Below are 17,307 nucleotides of genomic sequence, written 5' to 3'. Positions count from 1 at the left end.
TGACTTTGCCAGTTGGCAGAGTCCGTGTGTGGTTACCAGGAGGCATTATGTCGTTATCGTTCAACTCCCTAAGCCGTGCCGTCGTAATCTCCTGCCTATCCATGGCAGCCCTGTCACCGGTTTATGCCACCGAGCTTCCCGCTGTCCCAGACCAAATCAAACAAGCCGGACAGCTGCGTGCCGGCGTGCGATGCGATCAACCACCGTATGGCTATCAAGACAATAACGGCGAATTTGCCGGCATTGAAGTCGAGATGTCGCGCAAGGTGGCCGAGTGGGCATTGGGTTCCAAAGACAAGGTGACGTTTACCTGTGTCACTGCGGAAAATCGTGTGCCGCAACTGTTAGGGCGCAAGGTGGATTTTCTCATCGCGACCCTGGGTGTCACCCCGGAACGGCAGCGGGTCATCGACTTCACCGTACCGTATCGGTGGGGTGCCAGTGACGTTGCCGTGGCGAAAAACAGCGAGATCAAAACCATAGCCGACCTGAAAGGCAAAACCTTGGCCACCTTGAAGGGCTCGGTACAAGCCAAGTGGTTTGAAGACCATATGCCGGACGTTAAAACCTTGCGCATGAACAGCGCCGCCGATGCCCTGCAAACCTTTCGCCAAGGCCGCGCCGATGCCTACACCCACGATGCCGCAACGCTGGTGGTCGTGGTCGCGAACGATCCCGATTCGCGCTTGTTGGGCGAGCCATTCCAAATTTCCGACGCAGCTATTGGTGTGCGCAAAAATGAAGAGCAATGGCGCGACTACTTGAGCGCCGCCATCGCCCGCATGCACGAAGAAAAGCTGTTCCACGGCTGGGTTGAGCAATATGTGCCCGAGAATATTCGCAGCTATTACTTCAGTGTTTTCGAGCAGGCCAAACCTGTCGAAGCACTCTGATCGGGCGCCTGGGCATGGATTTCGACCTCAATTATCTATGGGCACAATGGCCGGCGTTGTTCGATGGCATGTTGATGACGCTGCGGGTTTCGTTGCTGGCCATTGGGGCATCGCTGGTGATCGGGGTCCTTGGCGGCGCAGCGCGGGCGTTAAAGGTTCCGGTGCTGTCGCAACTCGTTGTGGGTTACGTAGAGCTGATTCGCAACACACCGATCCTGGTGCAGTTGTTTTTCATCTTCTACGGCTTGCCCGCGGTGGGGATGGAGTTGTCGCTGTTCTGGTCTGGAGTGCTGTGCATGTCGTTATGGGCCGGGGCATACCAGGTTGAAAATATTCGCGGCGGATTGGCTACGGTCGAACATGGGTTGCGTGAAGCGAGCGAGGCATTAAGCCTCAAGCCGAGCCAATATTTTCGCCTGGTGGCACTGCCCATCGCTTTTCGGACCAGCCTGCCGTCCGTGCTGAATACGGCGATTTCATTGTTGAAGAACTCGTCCTACCTGCAAGCCATAGGCCTGGCCGAATTGACCTTCGTCGCGGTGGACCGTATTGCCACCGATTTCCGAGCCATTGAAATGTTCAGTGCGATTTGCGTGATGTACCTGACGTTGGTGGCGATTTTGTCGCTGCTGACCGGGCGCTTGTCGGCGCACTTGCAACGACCTTTCCAGCAGTGAGGCACGGATGAATTTCCTGATCGAAAACTGGGGTTTCGTCTTAAAAGGCTTGTGGATGACCCTGCGCCTGGCGTTGGTCATCCTGCTCTTTACTACGCTGATTTCGGCGGTATTCGGGGTGTTGGCAACGCTGCGTAACCGGCTGTTGTTCTGGACGATCCATGGCTATGTGGAGCTGTTTCGGTCAATACCGTTGATCGTTAACGTGTTCTTTATTTTCTTCGGTGCACCGATGTTGGGGCTGGACCTTAGCCCGTTCGCGGCGGTGACCACGGGCCTGACGTTATGGGGCAGTGCCAATGGCATCGAAATCGTTCGCGGCGGGCTTGAGTCAGTTGCGCGCCATCAATGGAAAAGCGCCTGGGCCCTGGGCCTGCGGCCATGGCAAATCTACCTGTACGTGATCGCGCCGCAATCCATGCGCGCCATTCTTCCAGCGTACACGGGCCTGTTGACCATGCTCGTGCAAGCCACGTCCCTCGGGGCATTGGTCGGTGTGGGAGAGTTCCTCAAGGTCGGTCAAATCATCATTGAGCGCACGACCGTCATGAGCGGGGTCAGCCCGGCGTTCACCGTCTACAGCATGGTCCTGCTGGTGTACTTCGTCATTTGTTCGTCGCTGAGTTGGCTCAGCCGTTATTTAGAACGTCGCCTGGGTCGCCCGGCGATGCGTCCAAACCGTTAAGGGGTTTCAGCATGCAAGAATCCAAAGTCAGTCGCCGCTTGAAGGAAACCACCGCTGCGGAAGTCAACGAGTACATCTATCGCCCACGCCTTGAAGGCTTCGCCGATGGATTTGTGAACTTGGGGAACGTCAATAAAGCCCACATCGTCATGCTGGCCGAGCAAGGCCTGATCCGCAGCGAACATGCTGCGGCCCTTGCCAAGGGCGTGCTGGACATGGAAGCCGCAGGCCCAGGCGTTGTGACCCTGGACCCTTCGCGGGAGGATGCATACTTTAACTACGAAGCGCATCTGATCGAGCAAATCGGCACCGACATTGGCGGTCGCCTGCACACCGGCCGCAGCCGCAACGACATTCTCGCAACGCTGGACCGGCTGCGTTGCCGAGAAGTGTTGTTGAACTTGATCGATGCGCTGCATCAGGTCCGGCAAACGGCGTTAAGCAATGCCCTGTCCTATGCCGACGTGGTGATGCCCGGTTACACCCACTTGCAACCAGCACAGCCGATTACTTACGGGTACTATCTATCCGCCGTGGAGCAAGCGCTGGAGCGCGATTGCCGACGTTTGACGCAAACCCTCGATGGAATGAATCAAAGCCCATTAGGCGCTGCAGCTTTTGCCGGTACGCCGTTTGGTATCGATCGTGCGCGTACCGCAGAATTGCTGGGTTTTGACGGCTATTTGGACAATGCGCTGGACGCTGTGGGTTCCCGGGATTTCATTCTCGAAAGCCTGTCGCACCTGAGTTTGCTCTCGGTATTCTGGAGCCGGGTCGCCCAGGATTATTTCGTCTGGAGTACCCTTGAGTTCAGTCTGATCGACTTTCCCGACAGCGTTGCAGCGACGTCCAGCATCATGCCGCAAAAGAAAAATCCCACCGTGCTCGAATACCTCAAAGGCCGCACCGGGCACATCGTTGGCCTGTTGATGGGGGCGAGCATCACTATCAAGGGCAGCAATTTTTCCCACACCGGCGACGCAAACCGGGAAGGCACGCGTGGTTTTTGGGAAGCGGCCGAAGAGTCCTTGCGCTGCTTGAAACTACTGGATTTGGTGCTGCGTACCGCGACACCAAATGCCCCTCTGGCGGCACGCCGTGCCAGTGAAGATTTCTCCACCGCGACCGGTCTGGCGGACCTGATCGTACGTGAAGCCGACCTGTCCTTTCGTGAGGCGCACCATGTTGTCGGTGCGGTGGTACGGATGGCCATGGACGCGGGATTACGGGCCAACCAGATCGACTCGGCAATGGTCGATGTATGCGCGATCGAGCAACTGGGTCATGCCCTGAAGCTGTCTGCCGAGAGCGTGCGTGAATGCCTCGACCCGGCGGCCAACGTGCAGGCGCGTTCGTCCGCAGGGGGGCCGGCGTTGTCATCGTTGCTGCCCAGTTTGACCCGAGCTGCTGCGCGGTTGACCGCCGAGCGGGGGCTGAATCAGGCGCGCCGAGATCGTTTCGCCGCCGCCCATGATCGGCTGCAAGCCGCTACACGTGCGCAGGCTGGCCTATGAGCACAATCCTGACCGTGCGCGGACTGCACAAACGCTTCGGCGAAAACGAAGTGGTTAAAAACGTGGACCTCGACGTTGAAGAAGGCGAGGTGCTGGTGATTATTGGCCCCAGCGGCTCCGGAAAATCGACCTTTATTCGCTGCCTGAACAGCCTCGAAGAACCCTCGGCGGGGACGGTGGTCATCGGTAACGGCGCCGCTACCCGCGCCGGTGATCGCAGAGCGCTGGGGAAGTTGCGCGAAGAGGTGGGCATGGTGTTTCAGGACTACACCTTGTTTCCACACATGACCATATTGGCGAACATGACCCTGGCGCCGATCAAACTCAAACGCATGTCCAAGGCGGACGCTCACAGCAATGCGCTGGCGCTGCTTGATCGGGTTGGCTTGAAGCATAAAGCCAATGGCTATCCTGCTGAATTATCAGGCGGTCAGCAGCAACGCGTTGCCATTGTCCGCGCGCTGGCCATGCGCCCACGTTTGTTGTTGTTCGATGAACCTACCTCAGCGTTAGACCCGGAAACCGTAGGCGAGGTGCTCAAGGTCATCAAGGAGCTCGCCAGCGAAGGCATGACCATGATTGTGGTCACTCACGAAATGGGCTTCGCCCGAGAGGTCGCGGACCGTGTGGTGTTCTTCGACGGCGGCCGCATTGTCGAAGTCGCTCCGCCAGCCGAACTGTTCTCGGCGCCCCAGCATCAACGTACGCGGCAATTTCTGACCAGTGTCTTGCGGTAAACCAGGAAGGTCCTGGGGCCTACGGAACTGCAATGGCTCACAAACCCCTGTAGGAGATTGCGCCACGTCTCCGACGCCGCGCTGTCGCACAGCAAACACAAAACCTGTGAAGGCTGCGATAGGCCGAGGTCGCGGGCGACCGGCACTCCTTCAGCGGTTTCCAAGGGCGACCGGTTCCCGGTCGAATCGCAGCCTTCGGCAAATCCTACAGATTATTTTTAAGTCAATAAGTTAGCCGTTGTTCGATAAGAGCCAACGTGTTGGCGAGCAGGCGCCGCGGATATTTCCAAAACACAATCACAACGCTGCAACCGCCATCGCAATCAAGCCCTGCACCAAGCGCCGCAATTCTGGCAGGTTTTCCGTCGAGGCTTTGATGCCGTCGCTGGCCAGCCGCAGGATTTTTGCGGTGTCCCGAGCGACCGATGCCTGGTCATCGCTTACGCCGTCCGACAGTACCGCGAACAGCTGCGCCTCCATCTGCTCATACAGTTCGGCCAGGGCCTGGGGTGCGAATGCTGCGCAGTTGGCCAGCAGTTCGGTGGCGTTTTCCGAATCAATAACGGAGGCGACCGGCTCGATCAGCCAGATGTCGAACACGCAACTCAGGCGCTCGTGCAGCCCGCTGACCTGATGCAGGCGTGCCTTGGTTTCAGCCAGGTTAAGTACGCACTGACGACGGACCAATGCAGCAAATATCGCCTCTTTATTCGCAAACGAAGCGTACAGGGAAGGGCGCGACATGTGTGCCGCTTCAGCCACGTCACTCATGCTGACTTTTCGATAACCGTGGCGCAAAAACAGTTGAAACGACGCCTCGATGATCCGGTCTTCCTTGGTTTGCATAATGTGCCGCTGCCCGAAAAACTTACAGTTGACGATAAGTGTAAAGGTGTTAATGTCTTTACATATTCAGTGAAGTGTAAAGTCATGACGAAGGGGAAGGCAATGAGCAATGTTCCTGTAAGCGGTAGCGGCATTAGAACCACCAAAGCGTATGCGGCGTTGCAACGCGGCGGGCCCATGGTGCCCTGGTCGTTTGAACGCCGAGCGCCACGGCCCAAAGACGTGGCGGTAAAGATTTTATTCAGTGGCGTTTGCCACTCCGATATCCATTCGATGAACGAATGGGGTCAGGAGTTTCCGCTGGTGCCAGGGCATGAAATTGTCGGTGAAGTGACCGAGGTGGGTGCCGAGGTTTCGCGGTTTAAAATTGGCGATAAGGTAATGATCGGCACCATCGTCGACTCGTGCCGCCACTGCGAGCAATGCAAGGCTAATCAGGAAATCTATTGCCGCGAGTTTCCGACTACCACCTTTGATGGCATAGATCGAGTCGACGGCACGCGTACCCGCGGTGGCTATTCAGATCAGTACGTGGCCGACGAGCACTTCGTGTATCACCTGCCTGAAGGGCTGGACCCGGCCGCCGCCGCGCCACTGTTGTGTGCAGGCGTTACTACTTATTCGCCGTTGCGCCACTGGAATGTCGGTCCGGGCAAGACCGTGGGTATTATCGGGATCGGCGGGCTTGGGCATTTGGCGGTGAAGTTCGCCAGGGCCATGGGCGCCCATGTGGTTGCATTTACCACCTCGCCGAAAAAGGCCGAGTTGGCGTTGCAGTTGGGTGCCCACGAAGTGGTGCTGTCCACCGACCCAGAGCAAATGGCCGCCCAGGCATTTCGCTTCGACTTCATCCTGGACACGGTTTCCAAGCGTTACCCCATGGACCCATTTCTTTTAGCGCTGAAAATCGACGCGACCCTCTGTTCGTTGGGTATCCCCGATCAGTTCGATTTCAACCCCGTGTTGCTGGCCATGGGCAGACGCAGTATTGCCAGTTCCGGCTCGGGAGGCACGGCCGACACCCACGAGATGCTGGCGTTCTGCGCAGAACACAAGATAGTTGCCGACGTGGAAGTGATCGCCATGGGCGACATCAACGAGGCGTTTGCCCGGTTGGAGAAAGGCGATGTGCACTACCGGTTTGTGGTGGACATGGCGCGGGGAGTCTAACTAACGTTCAAGGGGGTGTGGGCCTTGGAAACCGCTTTTGGTACAAGGTCTTCACCGTTCCGTTCGCCAGCAGTCTGTAGATTCATATGCCTGAGCCAGTTGTTTACCAAACGATTTCCGTCTAGGTTGCTGCATCGATTTGAATGACTTAATCAGAACTACAAAAATCAGGAGTTACACATGCAGCCGATTCGTCTCGGTTTGGTGGGGTACGGCAAAATAGCCCAGGATCAGCACGTACCAGCGATTCTCGCCAATTCGGCGTTTCAACTGGTAGCAGTTGCCAGCCTTGGGCAAGCGTGCCCTGGGGTGGATAATTTCAGTTCATTGGACGTGATGCTGCAGCAATGCCCCGAACTGGACGCCATCGCTTTTTGCACGCCGCCTCAAGGGCGTTACGCATTAGTACGCGCGGCCCTGGCGGCGGGCAAACACGTATTGGTGGAAAAACCGCCGTGCGCCACCCTCGGCGAGGCCATGGCATTGGTCGACCAGGCCAGTGCGCAAGGCGTGAGTGGTTTGTTTGCCTGGCATTCACGGTTTGCCCCCGGTGTTGAACCCGCCCGCCAATGGCTGGCGAGCCGTACGGTGCTGTCGGTGCAGATTGACTGGAAGGAAGACGTGCGTAAATGGCATCCCGGCCAGGCCTGGATCTGGCAACCGGGTGGCCTGGGTGTTTTCGATCCGGGTATCAACGCGCTGTCCATCGTTACCCATTTGCTGCCATTGCCGCTGTTTGTCGAGACCGCAACGTTACGTGTGCCGAGCAATTGTCAGTCGCCGATTGCTGCGTCGTTGAACCTTTTCGATGCAAATCATCTGCCGATTCGCGCCGAGTTCGACTTCGATCACGGTCAGGATGAGCTGTGGAGTATCGAGGTTCGTTGCGAAGAGGGTACTTTGCGCCTGGACAGCGGCGGCGCGTTGCTCACTATCGACGGCGTCGCCCAGCCGGTGGCTGAGGAAGGCGAGTACACAGTGGTTTACCGGCACTTTGAAAGCCTGATCAAAAACAAAACCAGCGACCTGGACCTACAGCCGTTGCGTCTGGTAGCTGATAGCTTTTTCCTCGGCAGCCGTGAGTTAGTAGCGCCGTTTTACGACTGATCGCAGCGTTCGGCAGATCAAATAGCGTCGTTGCCAGCGAACTATCGTGGGGTCATTTTGGGCTTGCTGTTAGATAAGGGGCCCAATATTCCTATCTGGAATCCATTGCATAAAAAACATGAATTTTATTTATTAAAACTAACGCTGTAGCGTGTCCTGATCCCCCTTCTCTGGATGATTGGCATGTCAGCGGAATTGAATCCCACCGAACAGCATTGGCAGCGCAACCTTGTGGTGTGCGTGTTCGGCTCGTTTACAACCATCATCGCAATGACTTTGTTACTGCCATTTCTACCTTTGTATGTCGAGCATCTAGGCGTGAGCGATCCCGCCGCTGTGGTGCAATGGTCAGGCGCGGCGTTCGGCGCTACGTTTCTTTCTGCGGCATTTACCGCTCCGTTGTGGGGACGTTTGGGTGACCGTTACGGTCGTAAACTGATGCTGATCCGGGCAAGCCTGGGGATGGCGGTGGCCATGTCACTGATCGGCTTGGCGGAGAACGTCTGGCAATTGGTGTTGCTGCGATTACTCGCCGGGTTACTCGGCGGGTATGCCTCAGGCGCGACCATTCTGGTGGCCACGCAAACCCCTAAGGCACGCTCGGGGTGGGCGCTGGGCATGCTGTCTTCAGGGATCATGGCCGGCAGCCTGGTCGGACCGTTGGTTGGCGGTTTATTGCCGCCGCTGATTGGTATCCGCAACACCTTTTTCCTGGCAGGCGCGGTGATTTTCGTGACTTTTCTTGCCACTACATTTTTCCTGAAAGAAGCTCCTCGCGCGCCGCGTAAGGTGGTTAAAGAGGGCGAAGTGACTATTCGCCCCTGGGATCTGATCGAAGACAAGCGACCCGTAAAAATCATGTTCGTGGTGGCCTGCCTGGTCATGTTCGCGACCATGTCCATCGAGCCGATCATCACCGTCTATTTGATGGAGCTGCATACTGAAAGCCTGACCCTGATGGCTGGCGTTGTCATGTCAGCGGCGGCCCTGGGCAGCATTATTTCGGCTTCACGGCTAGGGAAATTCGCGGATCGGGTAGGGCACTGGCGCGTGGTTACTGTGTGCCTGTCGGTGGCCGCAGTGCTGCTGATTCCCCAGGCTTTCGTTACTAACGAGTGGCAACTGGTGGTGTTGCGGTTCCTCATGGGACTTGCATTGGGTGGGCTGTTGCCCTGCATCGCCGCAATTATCCGGCACTCGGTGCCCGAGAGCATCGCAGGCCGGATGTTGGGCTATTCCACGTCGAGTCAATATGTTGGCCAAGTGCTCGGGCCCTTGACCGGCGGATACCTGGGCGGCCATTTCGGTATGCGCATGGTATTTATCGGCACCTTTGCGTTGATGGCAGCCTGCGCGGTGGCAATGATGGTATTGCGTCCGCTGCGGCGGCCGTTGACGGCGTTTGATTGACGCATCCGTAGCCGCCAATGTGTTGGCGAAGGGGTCTCAGGCAGACCGCGCTGCCTGCTTGCCGAATGAACTCGGTTCCGCCTCCACGATCTTCGAGCTGTTCAATTCGTCCCATCTACGCGCGTCCGACAGAATCCCCTCACTTCCCCCGGGTCAGCCTCACCGGTTTCCTCGGTTACACCGCGGCCCGTGGTTCGCAGATCGGTTCCTCGGCGGCGGCTGCCGCCATTTACAAAGCATTGGGTGGTGGCTGGAATGCCCAGCCAGAGGCCGTTGCTGCGAAATAACTGATCCGGTCGCGGGCTGTCACGTGTAATATGCGTAGCAGCCTATCGATCTCCACAGATTTAAATATGCCGGCAAATACCGGCCATCATGTTCAATTTTCTTTAGCCTTTCGGGGTTCAGTTATGAATATCGACGAGCACAAATTTGCAGGTATCGACCTCAATTTATTAGTGGTTTTCATGGTCATGTTTCGCGAAGAAAGCGTCTCTAAAGCCGCTAAATATCTGAATGTCCGGCAGCCTGCGGTCAGTGGGTCGCTGGTACGGTTGCGTCAATGTTTTGATGATCCACTCTTTTTGCGCGAGGGAAGGGGGATGCGCCCCACAAATAAAGCGATTGAGATCGCCACTGCGCTGTTGCCAGCCATGAGCATTATTGGCGCGGTCATCAGCGGTGAAATGCCCCACGGATTTTCCTGACTGAATTCACGTTCAGCTCGTACCAGCGCTGATTCAGCGAATCAACGCAAGACGTCGACGCACCGCAGCTGCTATGCCTGCGGCGTCGAGTCCGCATTCGGCGAGCATCTCTGCTGGTTTCGCTGGTTCCACATAGCGATCTGGTAAACCCAGGTGCAGCATTGGCATTACCCGATTTTCGTTGGCGAGAAAAAGCGCCACTGCGCTACCTGCACCGCCCTGAATGCTATTTTCCTCGACCGTCACCAGCAGCTCGTGAGTGTTGGCCATTTCACGGATCAACTCACTGTCCAATGGTTTAACGAAGCGCATGTCGACCACCGTGGCATCTAATGCTTCAGCGACCTGCAGGGCCTCCGGCAGTTGCGCACCGAACACCAGCAATGCGACATGCTTACCGCTGCGGCGCACCACTCCTTTACCGATATCGAAGGGCTCAAGGCCAGGCTCGATTGTTGCGTTGGGCCCGCTGCCACGGGGATAACGCACCGCCGCCGGACCCGGATAAGCGTACCCCGTGCTAAGCATGCGCCGTAGCTCGTTTTCGTCGCTGGGTGCCATGATCAGCATATTAGGAATACAGCTCAGATAAGACAGGTCAAAGCTACCCGCATGGGTCGGACCGTCTTCGCCAACCAGCCCGGCGCGGTCGATTGCAAACAGCACATCGAGGTTCTGCAACGCGACATCATGTATCAACTGATCGTAGGCCCGCTGAAGAAAAGTCGAATAGATCGCCACCACCGGCTTCATACCCGCACACGCCATCCCGGCGGCGAGGGTAACGGCATGTTGCTCGGCAATGGCCACGTCGAAATAGCGTTGCGGATAGCGTGCGCTGAAGGCGATTAAGTCCGAGCCTTCTTTCATGGCCGGGGTAATGCCGGTCAGACGCGGATCGATGGCCGCCATGTCGCACAGCCACTGACCAAATACAGCCGAATATTTCGGACCACACGGCTTCTTTGGCGGTTGCTGACCCTGGACGCATTCACGCTTAGTGACCGCGTGATAGCTGATGGGGTCAGCCTCGGCAGGGGAGTAGCCCTTGCCTTTGCGGGTGATGACATGCAGAAATTGCGGGCCTCGAAGTTCGCTTAGTTTGCGTAAATTGTCCAACAGCGCTGGCAGGTCATGGCCATCGATGGGACCTATGTAATTCCAGCCCAATTCTTCGAAAACACTACCTGGGACCAAAATGTCCTTGGCGATTTGCTCGGTGCGGCGTGCTATTTCCCACGCGCCCGGCAGGCGCGAAAGAATACTTTTACCGTCCTCTCGCAGGTCGGCGTAGGTACGACTGGACAGCACCTTTGCCAAATAATTGGACAGGCCGCCGACGTTGTTGGAGATGGACATGTCGTTGTCGTTGAGGATAACCAACATATCGGCCTGTAAGTCCGCACCATGGTTAAGCGCTTCGAACGCCATGCCGGCGGTCAGCGCGCCATCACCAATGACCGCAATGAGTTTGCGCACATCGCCCTTGAGTCGTGCAGCGATAGCCATGCCCAAGGCGGCGCTGATGGACGTGCTGGAGTGCCCGACGCCAAAGGTGTCGTACTCGCTTTCAGCACGACGCGGGAAGGCAGCTATTCCATCTTTTTGGCGCATGGTGTGCATCCGCTCTCTGCGCCCGGTAAGGATTTTGTGCGGATACGCCTGATGACCTACGTCCCACACCAAGCGATCGTCAGGCGTGTTGAACACATAGTGCAGGGCGACAGACAGCTCGATTACGCCCAGGCCGGCGCCGAAATGGCCCCCCGTCTGGCCAACGAAATAAAGCAGTTCCTGACGTAATTCATCCACCAGCTCCTCCAATTCGGACTCACGGAGCATGCGCAATTGGGCCGGGCTCGCAGCGCGATCCAATGTCGGGGTAGCGGGGCGCATAGGGGGAATCTCGTGGAATGTCTTGGACATTGAAAGATCCTCGTGCGGGCAAAGCCCATTGGTGACGCCGTGAAATATTTAATGGCGTCGCTCAATGGTGTAGAGGGCAAGCTCACGCAACGGTTCGGCGCAATCGCTGAATGGATGTAAAGCGTCGATGGCCTGATCACACAGGGTGCGTGCGTAGGCCTTGGCCGCATCAAGGCCGAGCAGGGCGGGATAGGTCGGTTTGTCATGAGCGACATCTGCACCTTGGCGCTTGCCGAGGGTGGCGGTGTCGCTTTCGATATCAAGAATATCGTCCTGAACCTGAAAGGCCAGACCGACTGCCCGTGCGTAAGCCCGCAAAGCCTGCAACGAAACTTCATCGGCGTGGCCGCTGGCGAGAGCACCCAGTTGTACGCTGGCTTCGATCAACGCACCGGTCTTGTGGCGGTCCATGGTTTCCAATTCATGCTGCGTGAGCGGCTGCCCCACCGCTGCAAGGTCAATGGCTTGACCGCCGACCATGCCGGCCGGCCCTGCGGCATGAGCCAAAATACGCACCATCTGCAGACGCAGCTCAGCATGTTGTGGAGTGAAGCGCGCGTCGGCAAGCACTTCGAAGGCCAACGCTTGCAAACCATCTCCGGCAAGAATCGCACTGGCCTCGTCAAATGCTTTGTGGGTGGTCGGCTGGCCGCGACGCAGGTCGTCGTCGTCCATTGCTGGCAGGTCATCGTGAACCAGCGAATAAGCATGGATCAGCTCTACTGCGCAGGCGGCCCCGTCAGCTTGTTCGGGCATGCCTTGCAACGTTTCGCACGCTGCATAAACCAACAGGGGCCGCACCCGTTTGCCTCCGTTGAGTACGCTGTAGCGCATCGCTTGATAGAGTCGATGCAGCGCCTCGGATGGCGTTTGCAAGGCAGACTCCAGGGTCGCGTTAACCCGCGCCTGGCATTGTTTTTGGTAGGTCAGAATCATGTCCCCTCACCACGCTCTTGTTCAGGAAGCATGAGCACGGGGATCTGTGCGGCCCGTGCATCGACACGGCTATAAAGCACCGGCAAATCTTCGACCATCGCCCCGTCCGTCCGTGGCCCGAATAAAGCCACACGCAGGGCTTTGAGCGGGTGGGCAAAGGTGTCGTTGACCGCACTGCCTTCGAAGCCGCAGTGAGCCATGCAGTTATCGCACTTGGGGTTGATACCGACACCGTAATTTTCCCACGGGGTATCGTCCATTAGTGCTTGGTAGCTCGGCGCGTAGCCTTCGTCTACTAACAGATAGCAGGGCTTCTGCCAGCCAAAAATGTTGTACGTCGGGTTGGACCATGGCGTGCACTGGTAGCGCTGATTTCCCGCCAGAAAATCCAGAAACATCGATGACTGATTGAAGACCCACTTGCTGTTGCGTTCCTTGCCGCGCTTGAATACTTCACGGAACAAGGTTTTGCTCTCGGTTCGCCCTAGAAATACATCCTGGCGCGGGGCGTGTTGGTAGCTGTAGCCGGGCGAGACGGTGATGCCTTCTATTCCCAGGGAGAGGGCGTAATCGAAGAAGTCTGCGATGTCATCGGGTGGCTCCTGATTGAACAGGGTGCAGTTGATGGTCACGCGATAGTTGCGTGACAGCGCCAGTTTAATGGCCTCGACGGCCTTGGCAAACACGCCGTCCATGCACACCGACTCATCGTGCCGCTGCTGCAGACCGTCCAGGTGGATGGACCAGGTGAAGTAGGGCGACGGCGTGTAGTCGTCAATGTGCCTGGCCAGCAAGATCGCGTTGGTGCACAGGTAAACGAATTTTTTGCGGGCGATGATGCCCTGCACGATCTGCGGCATTTCTTTGTGAATCAGCGGCTCGCCGCCGGGAATAGACACCACCGGTGCGCCGCATTCGTCTACAGCACGCAAGGCATCTTCGACGCTCATTCTGCTGCGCAAGATGTCTTTGGGATGGTCAATTTTGCCGCAACCCGCGCAGGCCAGATTGCACTGAAACAGCGGTTCCAACATCATCGCCAGCGGATAGCGGTGTTGACCGCTCAGCTTTTTGCGAAGGATGTACCCTGCAATCTTGACCTGTTGAATAAGAGGAATGCCCAAGGGGCCTCCGTTTTATCTGCCTGCCCTGTGCCGTTGGCACAGTGCGAGAAGTTGTCGGGAGCCGTACAGCTGGCCACTTCGTCTGGTCCACCACATGCCGCCTACGCATAGGCGAGCGAATCAGCAATTGTTAGTGTCTCTAACCGCTTAAAGCGTTTCGAACAGCCCGCTGTGTTCCCGACGCAAACGTTGCCATTCGGTCTTGAACCACGGGGTGAATAAGTGGGGTTGTTCTGCAATTTCAATGTCGAGGTCGGGCGGCGATATATAGCGTAACGCTGACACCTCGTTGAGGTTAAGAATGGGTGTGTCGTCACTGCGCCCGGCATAGACCCAACACAACTCATGCTCGGCGCCTTCGGCATCGAATTGAGCCTGGTATTTGAATTTGAACAAAAACTGCGCAGAAGACTTCATGCCTAACTCTTCGTTTAGCCGGCGTTCAATGGCCTGATCAAGCGACTCGCCACGGCGCGGATGACTGCAACACGTGTTAGACCAATAGCCTGGCCAAAGACGTTTACCCGCCGCACGTCGTTGCAATAACAGTTCACCCCGGTCATTAAATACCAGCAATGAAAATGCCCTGTGAAGCACACCCTGACCTACATGCGCGGACGCCTTGTCGAGAAAACCGATCTCCTTGTCGTTCAGGTCTACCAGCACCAACAGTTCATCATTAAAAGACACAACGCTGCTCGAATAGCGCTCTGTTTGATCGTCTGATTCATGATTATTCAAGATCAACTTCCTCCCGGATCCCACATGACTGCACTGTAGTGGAGAATCTAAGCGATGCAATTGGTTCAATGAACATTGTACGCGGAACGGACAGCGAGCCGGCCTTGATGGGTCTATGTTCAATCATTGAGACTCATAAAGTTGATACCTTTCATGGTGAAATTTTCGTTGGTCAGCACCTGCGTATTTTGGCTAGGCACCTTATTGACCGGGGGTGCTGCAGGCTTCGCAGTCGTTTCCCTTGGCGCTGTTTGGATCAAGGGTTTTCGTACGCTCAGGGGCGCGCAACCTTCCGTCGGCGAACCCGGATCGCCGGTGACGCTACTCAAACCGCTGCACGGTGCTGAACCAGGTCTATACGAAAATCTGCGCGGTTGCTGCCAGCAGGCGTACCCCAGTTACCAAGTGATATTCGGCGTGCGCGACCCTGAGGATCCAGCCATTGCCGTCGTGGAAAAGCTCCGTGCGGAATTTCCCGACCTGCTCATTGATCTGGTAATCGACCCGCGCGTGCATGGCACCAATCTCAAGGTCAGCAACCTGCTGAACATGCTGCCGCTGGCCCGGCACTCTTGGCTAGTGCTGGCCGACAGCGATATCAGCGTGACCGAAGACTATTTATCACGGGTGACCTGGCCGCTCGCAGATCCAAGCGTTGGCATCGTCACCTGCCTGTACTACGGCGTACCGCGTAGCGGATTTTGGTCGCGTATGGGCTGCCTGTTTATCGACGACTGGTTTGGGCCTTCAGTGCGTCTGGCCCACGCGTTTGGTTCTACCCGGTTTGCCTTTGGCTCGACTATCGCGCTGCGCCGTGACGCATTGCTGGCCGTCGGCGGATTGGAACTATTGCGCGATACCCTGGCCGATGATTACTGGTTGGGAGCGCTGACGCGAGACGCCGGGTTGCGTACCGTGCTGTCGGATTTATGGGTTGGCACTGACGTGAACGAACGCGGTCTGACTGAATTATGGGAACATGAGTTGCGCTGGTTGCGGACCATTCGGGCCATTGCACCCAAAGGCTTTTTAATGAGTTTCGTCTGTTTTACCTGGCCAGTGTGCTTGTTAGGGCTGATGCTGGCGCCTTCAATGTTCAACGTCGCGATTGCGGCGGTTGCGATCAGCGCGCGAGCTCTACGGTTTTTTACCGTTCGCGAAGGCCAACGCAACAAAGCACGATGGTTTACCTTGGCACTGACGCCGTTGCGCGATGTGCTGTTGTTGTCGGAATGGGCTGCGGCCCTCGCCGGATGGCAAGTGAAATGGCGTGGGCAGTCTCTGCACGCAAATACGTTGCCCGGAAACACAAACGGGCCCACACACCACCCGTAGGACAATTGTGGTGCGTTGGTCAGTTATTAGCACATGTAGGCCTCAAGGTCGCTGGAGCTAGAACCGCTATGAAAACGCTCTTTCTGCAAGCACCGTCTTTCGATGGGTTCGACGGCGGGGCGGGCTCCCGTTATCAGGCCAAGCGTGAAATCAAAAGTTTTTGGTACCCGACATGGTTGGCCCAGCCCGCCGCACTGGTGCCTGGTTCGCGGCTGCTGGACGCTCCGGTCGAAGAGTTGTCAGTGGAAGATTCGTTGAAAATCGCCGCGGAATACGCACTGGTCATCATCCATACCAGCACACCTTCGTTCCCCACTGATGCCAAATTCGCTGAACTGTTGAAAGCGCGCCGCCCCGACATTCTGGTCGGCATGGTAGGTGCCAAAGTGGCGGTCGACCCCACGGATTCGCTGACTGCCTCTTGGGCAATCGACTTTGTCGCGCGGGAGGAATTTGACTTCACCTGCAAGGAGATCGCGGAAGGCCGGCCGTTCAGGGACGTCAAAGGTATCAGTTACAAATTGGCTGACGGCAAGGTGCAACATAATCCGCCTCGGGAAATAATCGAGAACATGGACGAGTTGCCTTTTGTGGCACCGGTTTATCAACGGGACCTGAAGATCGACCGTTATTTCATTGGCTATCTCAAGCATCCCTACGTGTCGATCTATACGGGCCGTGGTTGCCGTTCCAAGTGCACTTTTTGCCTGTGGCCGCAAACCGTCGGTGGCCACCGTTACCGCGTACGCTCGGCCGCCAACGTCATTGCCGAGGCGAAGTGGATCAAGGAGAACATGCCCGAGGTCAAGGAGCTGATGTTCGACGACGACACCTTTACCGACAGTTCTCAGATGGACCGGGTGCACGACATTGCCCGTGGACTGCACGCCCTCGGCTGGACCTGGAGCTGTAACGCCAAGGCCAACGTACCCTACGAATCGTTGCAAATCATGAAAGATAATGGTTTGCGCTTGCTGTTGGTGGGTTACGAGTCTGGTGATGATCAGATCCTGCACAACATCAAAAAAGGCCTGCGCACCGACATCGCCCGGACGTTCACCGAGAACTGTCGCAAATTGGGCATTCAGGTACACGGAACCTTTATCCTCGGCCTGCCTGGCGAGACCCGGGAGACCATCGCCAAGACCATCGCCTTCGCCAAGGAAATCAATCCCCACACCATCCAGGTTTCGTTGGCAGCACCGTACCCTGGCACCTTGATGTACAAACAGGCCGTGGAAAACGGCTGGCTACAGCCTAACCGTGACATCAACCTGGTGAACGACAAAGGTGTGCAATTGGCATTGATCAGCTACCCGCACCTGTCCCGGGAAGATATTTTTCACGGTATCGAAACGTTCTACCGAAGTTTCTACTTCCGCCCTTCTAAAATCTGGGAGATCGTCAGGGAAATGCTCGGTAGCTGGGAGATGACCAAGCGCCGCCTGCGCGAAGGGGTGGAATTCTTCCGATTCTTGCGCGAGCACGAGGCCTGATGC

16 protein-coding genes and 1 pseudogene are annotated in these 17,307 nt (G+C 56.9%); 12 read left to right on the top strand and 5 right to left on the bottom strand.

Annotated features, from left to right (window positions below; translation table 11 throughout):
• The first annotated feature begins 47 nt into the window (after nucleotides 1-47).
• From JWR17_RS19900 to JWR17_RS19880, 5 genes are read left to right on the top strand one after another with little or no spacing between them, the layout of a single operon-like run.
• Nucleotides 48-893 carry a transporter substrate-binding domain-containing protein gene (locus tag JWR17_RS19900; RefSeq protein WP_299834024.1) on the top strand — a complete coding sequence of 282 codons (846 nt, stop codon included), beginning with the start codon at nucleotides 48-50 and terminating at the stop codon, nucleotides 891-893.
• A 14-nt stretch (nucleotides 894-907) separates the two neighbouring features.
• The gene (locus JWR17_RS19895; protein WP_299834023.1) at nucleotides 908-1,570 is read left to right on the top strand and encodes an amino acid ABC transporter permease; all 663 of its coding nucleotides are present in this window, start codon (nucleotides 908-910) and stop codon (nucleotides 1,568-1,570) included.
• Nucleotides 1,571-1,577: 7 nt separating this feature from the next.
• Entirely contained in the window at nucleotides 1,578-2,255 is a 678-nt protein-coding gene (locus tag JWR17_RS19890; RefSeq protein ID WP_299834021.1) for an amino acid ABC transporter permease, read from the top strand.
• An 11-nt stretch (nucleotides 2,256-2,266) separates the two neighbouring features.
• Nucleotides 2,267-3,769: an argininosuccinate lyase gene (gene argH, locus JWR17_RS19885; protein ID WP_299834019.1), complete on the top strand. Its 1,503-nt coding sequence runs from the start codon at nucleotides 2,267-2,269 to the stop codon at nucleotides 3,767-3,769.
• A complete protein-coding gene (locus JWR17_RS19880) occupies nucleotides 3,766-4,506 on the top strand; it encodes an amino acid ABC transporter ATP-binding protein (protein ID WP_299834017.1) in 741 nt (246 codons plus the stop codon). Before argH ends, JWR17_RS19880 begins: the two co-directional genes overlap by 4 nt.
• 297 nt (nucleotides 4,507-4,803) lie before the next feature.
• On the opposite strand, the gene JWR17_RS19875 is transcribed toward JWR17_RS19880, so the two are convergent.
• A complete protein-coding gene (locus JWR17_RS19875) occupies nucleotides 4,804-5,352 on the bottom strand; it encodes a TetR/AcrR family transcriptional regulator (protein WP_299834015.1) in 549 nt (182 codons plus the stop codon).
• Nucleotides 5,353-5,529: 177 nt separating this feature from the next.
• Here JWR17_RS19875 and JWR17_RS19870 point away from each other — a divergent pair, with 177 nt between their 5' ends.
• From JWR17_RS19870 to JWR17_RS19850, 5 genes and pseudogenes are all read left to right on the top strand, one after another.
• Nucleotides 5,530-6,522, top strand: coding sequence for an NAD(P)-dependent alcohol dehydrogenase (locus JWR17_RS19870; protein ID WP_299834072.1), 993 nt, complete (start codon nucleotides 5,530-5,532; stop codon nucleotides 6,520-6,522).
• Nucleotides 6,523-6,702: 180 nt separating this feature from the next.
• On the top strand, nucleotides 6,703-7,629 hold the full coding sequence (locus JWR17_RS19865) for a Gfo/Idh/MocA family oxidoreductase (RefSeq protein WP_299834013.1): 927 nt from the start codon (nucleotides 6,703-6,705) through the stop codon (nucleotides 7,627-7,629).
• A 183-nt stretch (nucleotides 7,630-7,812) separates the two neighbouring features.
• Nucleotides 7,813-9,039 (top strand): MFS transporter, encoded by a 1,227-nt coding sequence (locus JWR17_RS19860; protein WP_299834010.1) that lies wholly within the window; start codon nucleotides 7,813-7,815, stop codon nucleotides 9,037-9,039.
• 143 nt (nucleotides 9,040-9,182) lie between these two features.
• A pseudogene (locus JWR17_RS19855) lies at nucleotides 9,183-9,263 on the top strand (hypothetical protein); the annotation flags it as partial.
• A 186-nt stretch (nucleotides 9,264-9,449) separates the two neighbouring features.
• Nucleotides 9,450-9,746, top strand: a complete 297-nt coding sequence (locus tag JWR17_RS19850; protein WP_299834009.1) for a LysR family transcriptional regulator — start codon at nucleotides 9,450-9,452, stop codon at nucleotides 9,744-9,746.
• A gap of 33 nt (nucleotides 9,747-9,779) precedes the next feature.
• On the opposite strand, the gene dxs is transcribed toward JWR17_RS19850, so the two are convergent.
• From dxs to idi, 4 genes are all read right to left on the bottom strand, one after another.
• The gene (dxs, locus tag JWR17_RS19845; protein WP_299834006.1) at nucleotides 9,780-11,672 is read right to left on the bottom strand and encodes a 1-deoxy-D-xylulose-5-phosphate synthase; all 1,893 of its coding nucleotides are present in this window, start codon (nucleotides 11,670-11,672) and stop codon (nucleotides 9,780-9,782) included.
• 48 nt (nucleotides 11,673-11,720) lie between these two features.
• Nucleotides 11,721-12,608: a farnesyl diphosphate synthase gene (locus JWR17_RS19840; RefSeq protein ID WP_299834005.1), complete on the bottom strand. Its 888-nt coding sequence runs from the start codon at nucleotides 12,606-12,608 to the stop codon at nucleotides 11,721-11,723.
• Nucleotides 12,605-13,732, bottom strand: a complete 1,128-nt coding sequence (gene hpnH / locus JWR17_RS19835; RefSeq protein ID WP_299834003.1) for an adenosyl-hopene transferase HpnH — start codon at nucleotides 13,730-13,732, stop codon at nucleotides 12,605-12,607. Before hpnH ends, JWR17_RS19840 begins: the two co-directional genes overlap by 4 nt.
• Before the next feature lie 147 nt (nucleotides 13,733-13,879).
• A complete protein-coding gene (idi, locus tag JWR17_RS19830; RefSeq protein ID WP_299834000.1) occupies nucleotides 13,880-14,473 on the bottom strand; it encodes an isopentenyl-diphosphate Delta-isomerase in 594 nt (197 codons plus the stop codon).
• Nucleotides 14,474-14,626: 153 nt separating this feature from the next.
• On the opposite strand from idi, the gene hpnI reads away from it, so the two are divergent.
• Nucleotides 14,627-15,808, top strand: a complete 1,182-nt coding sequence (hpnI, locus tag JWR17_RS19825; protein ID WP_299833998.1) for a bacteriohopanetetrol glucosamine biosynthesis glycosyltransferase HpnI — start codon at nucleotides 14,627-14,629, stop codon at nucleotides 15,806-15,808.
• A gap of 68 nt (nucleotides 15,809-15,876) precedes the next feature.
• On the top strand, nucleotides 15,877-17,304 hold the full coding sequence (hpnJ, locus tag JWR17_RS19820; RefSeq protein ID WP_299833996.1) for a hopanoid biosynthesis associated radical SAM protein HpnJ: 1,428 nt from the start codon (nucleotides 15,877-15,879) through the stop codon (nucleotides 17,302-17,304).
• Nucleotides 17,305-17,307 lie beyond the last annotated feature (3 nt).

It is taken from the genome of Pseudomonas sp. (assembly GCF_028293835.1).
Lineage (GTDB): Bacteria > Pseudomonadota > Gammaproteobacteria > Pseudomonadales > Pseudomonadaceae > Aquipseudomonas.
This window is presented reverse-complemented; position numbering and strand designations above follow the sequence as displayed.

Bases quoted from the DNA above. Each gene is read 5' to 3' on its own strand.
- JWR17_RS19900 (WP_299834024.1), top strand. From the start codon at position 48: ATGTCGTTATCGTTCAACTCCCTAAGCCGTGCCGTCGTAATCTCCTGC.
- JWR17_RS19895 (WP_299834023.1), top strand. From the start codon at position 908: ATGGATTTCGACCTCAATTATCTATGGGCACAATGGCCGGCGTTGTTC.
- JWR17_RS19890 (WP_299834021.1), top strand. From the start codon at position 1,578: ATGAATTTCCTGATCGAAAACTGGGGTTTCGTCTTAAAAGGCTTGTGG.
- argH (WP_299834019.1), top strand. From the start codon at position 2,267: ATGCAAGAATCCAAAGTCAGTCGCCGCTTGAAGGAAACCACCGCTGCG.
- JWR17_RS19880 (WP_299834017.1), top strand. From the start codon at position 3,766: ATGAGCACAATCCTGACCGTGCGCGGACTGCACAAACGCTTCGGCGAA.
- JWR17_RS19875 (WP_299834015.1), bottom strand. From the start codon at position 5,352: ATGCAAACCAAGGAAGACCGGATCATCGAGGCGTCGTTTCAACTGTTT.
- JWR17_RS19870 (WP_299834072.1), top strand. From the start codon at position 5,530: ATGGTGCCCTGGTCGTTTGAACGCCGAGCGCCACGGCCCAAAGACGTG.
- JWR17_RS19865 (WP_299834013.1), top strand. From the start codon at position 6,703: ATGCAGCCGATTCGTCTCGGTTTGGTGGGGTACGGCAAAATAGCCCAG.
- JWR17_RS19860 (WP_299834010.1), top strand. From the start codon at position 7,813: ATGTCAGCGGAATTGAATCCCACCGAACAGCATTGGCAGCGCAACCTT.
- JWR17_RS19850 (WP_299834009.1), top strand. From the start codon at position 9,450: ATGAATATCGACGAGCACAAATTTGCAGGTATCGACCTCAATTTATTA.
- dxs (WP_299834006.1), bottom strand. From the start codon at position 11,672: ATGTCCAAGACATTCCACGAGATTCCCCCTATGCGCCCCGCTACCCCG.
- JWR17_RS19840 (WP_299834005.1), bottom strand. From the start codon at position 12,608: ATGATTCTGACCTACCAAAAACAATGCCAGGCGCGGGTTAACGCGACC.
- hpnI (WP_299833998.1), top strand. From the start codon at position 14,627: ATGGTGAAATTTTCGTTGGTCAGCACCTGCGTATTTTGGCTAGGCACC.
- hpnJ (WP_299833996.1), top strand. From the start codon at position 15,877: ATGAAAACGCTCTTTCTGCAAGCACCGTCTTTCGATGGGTTCGACGGC.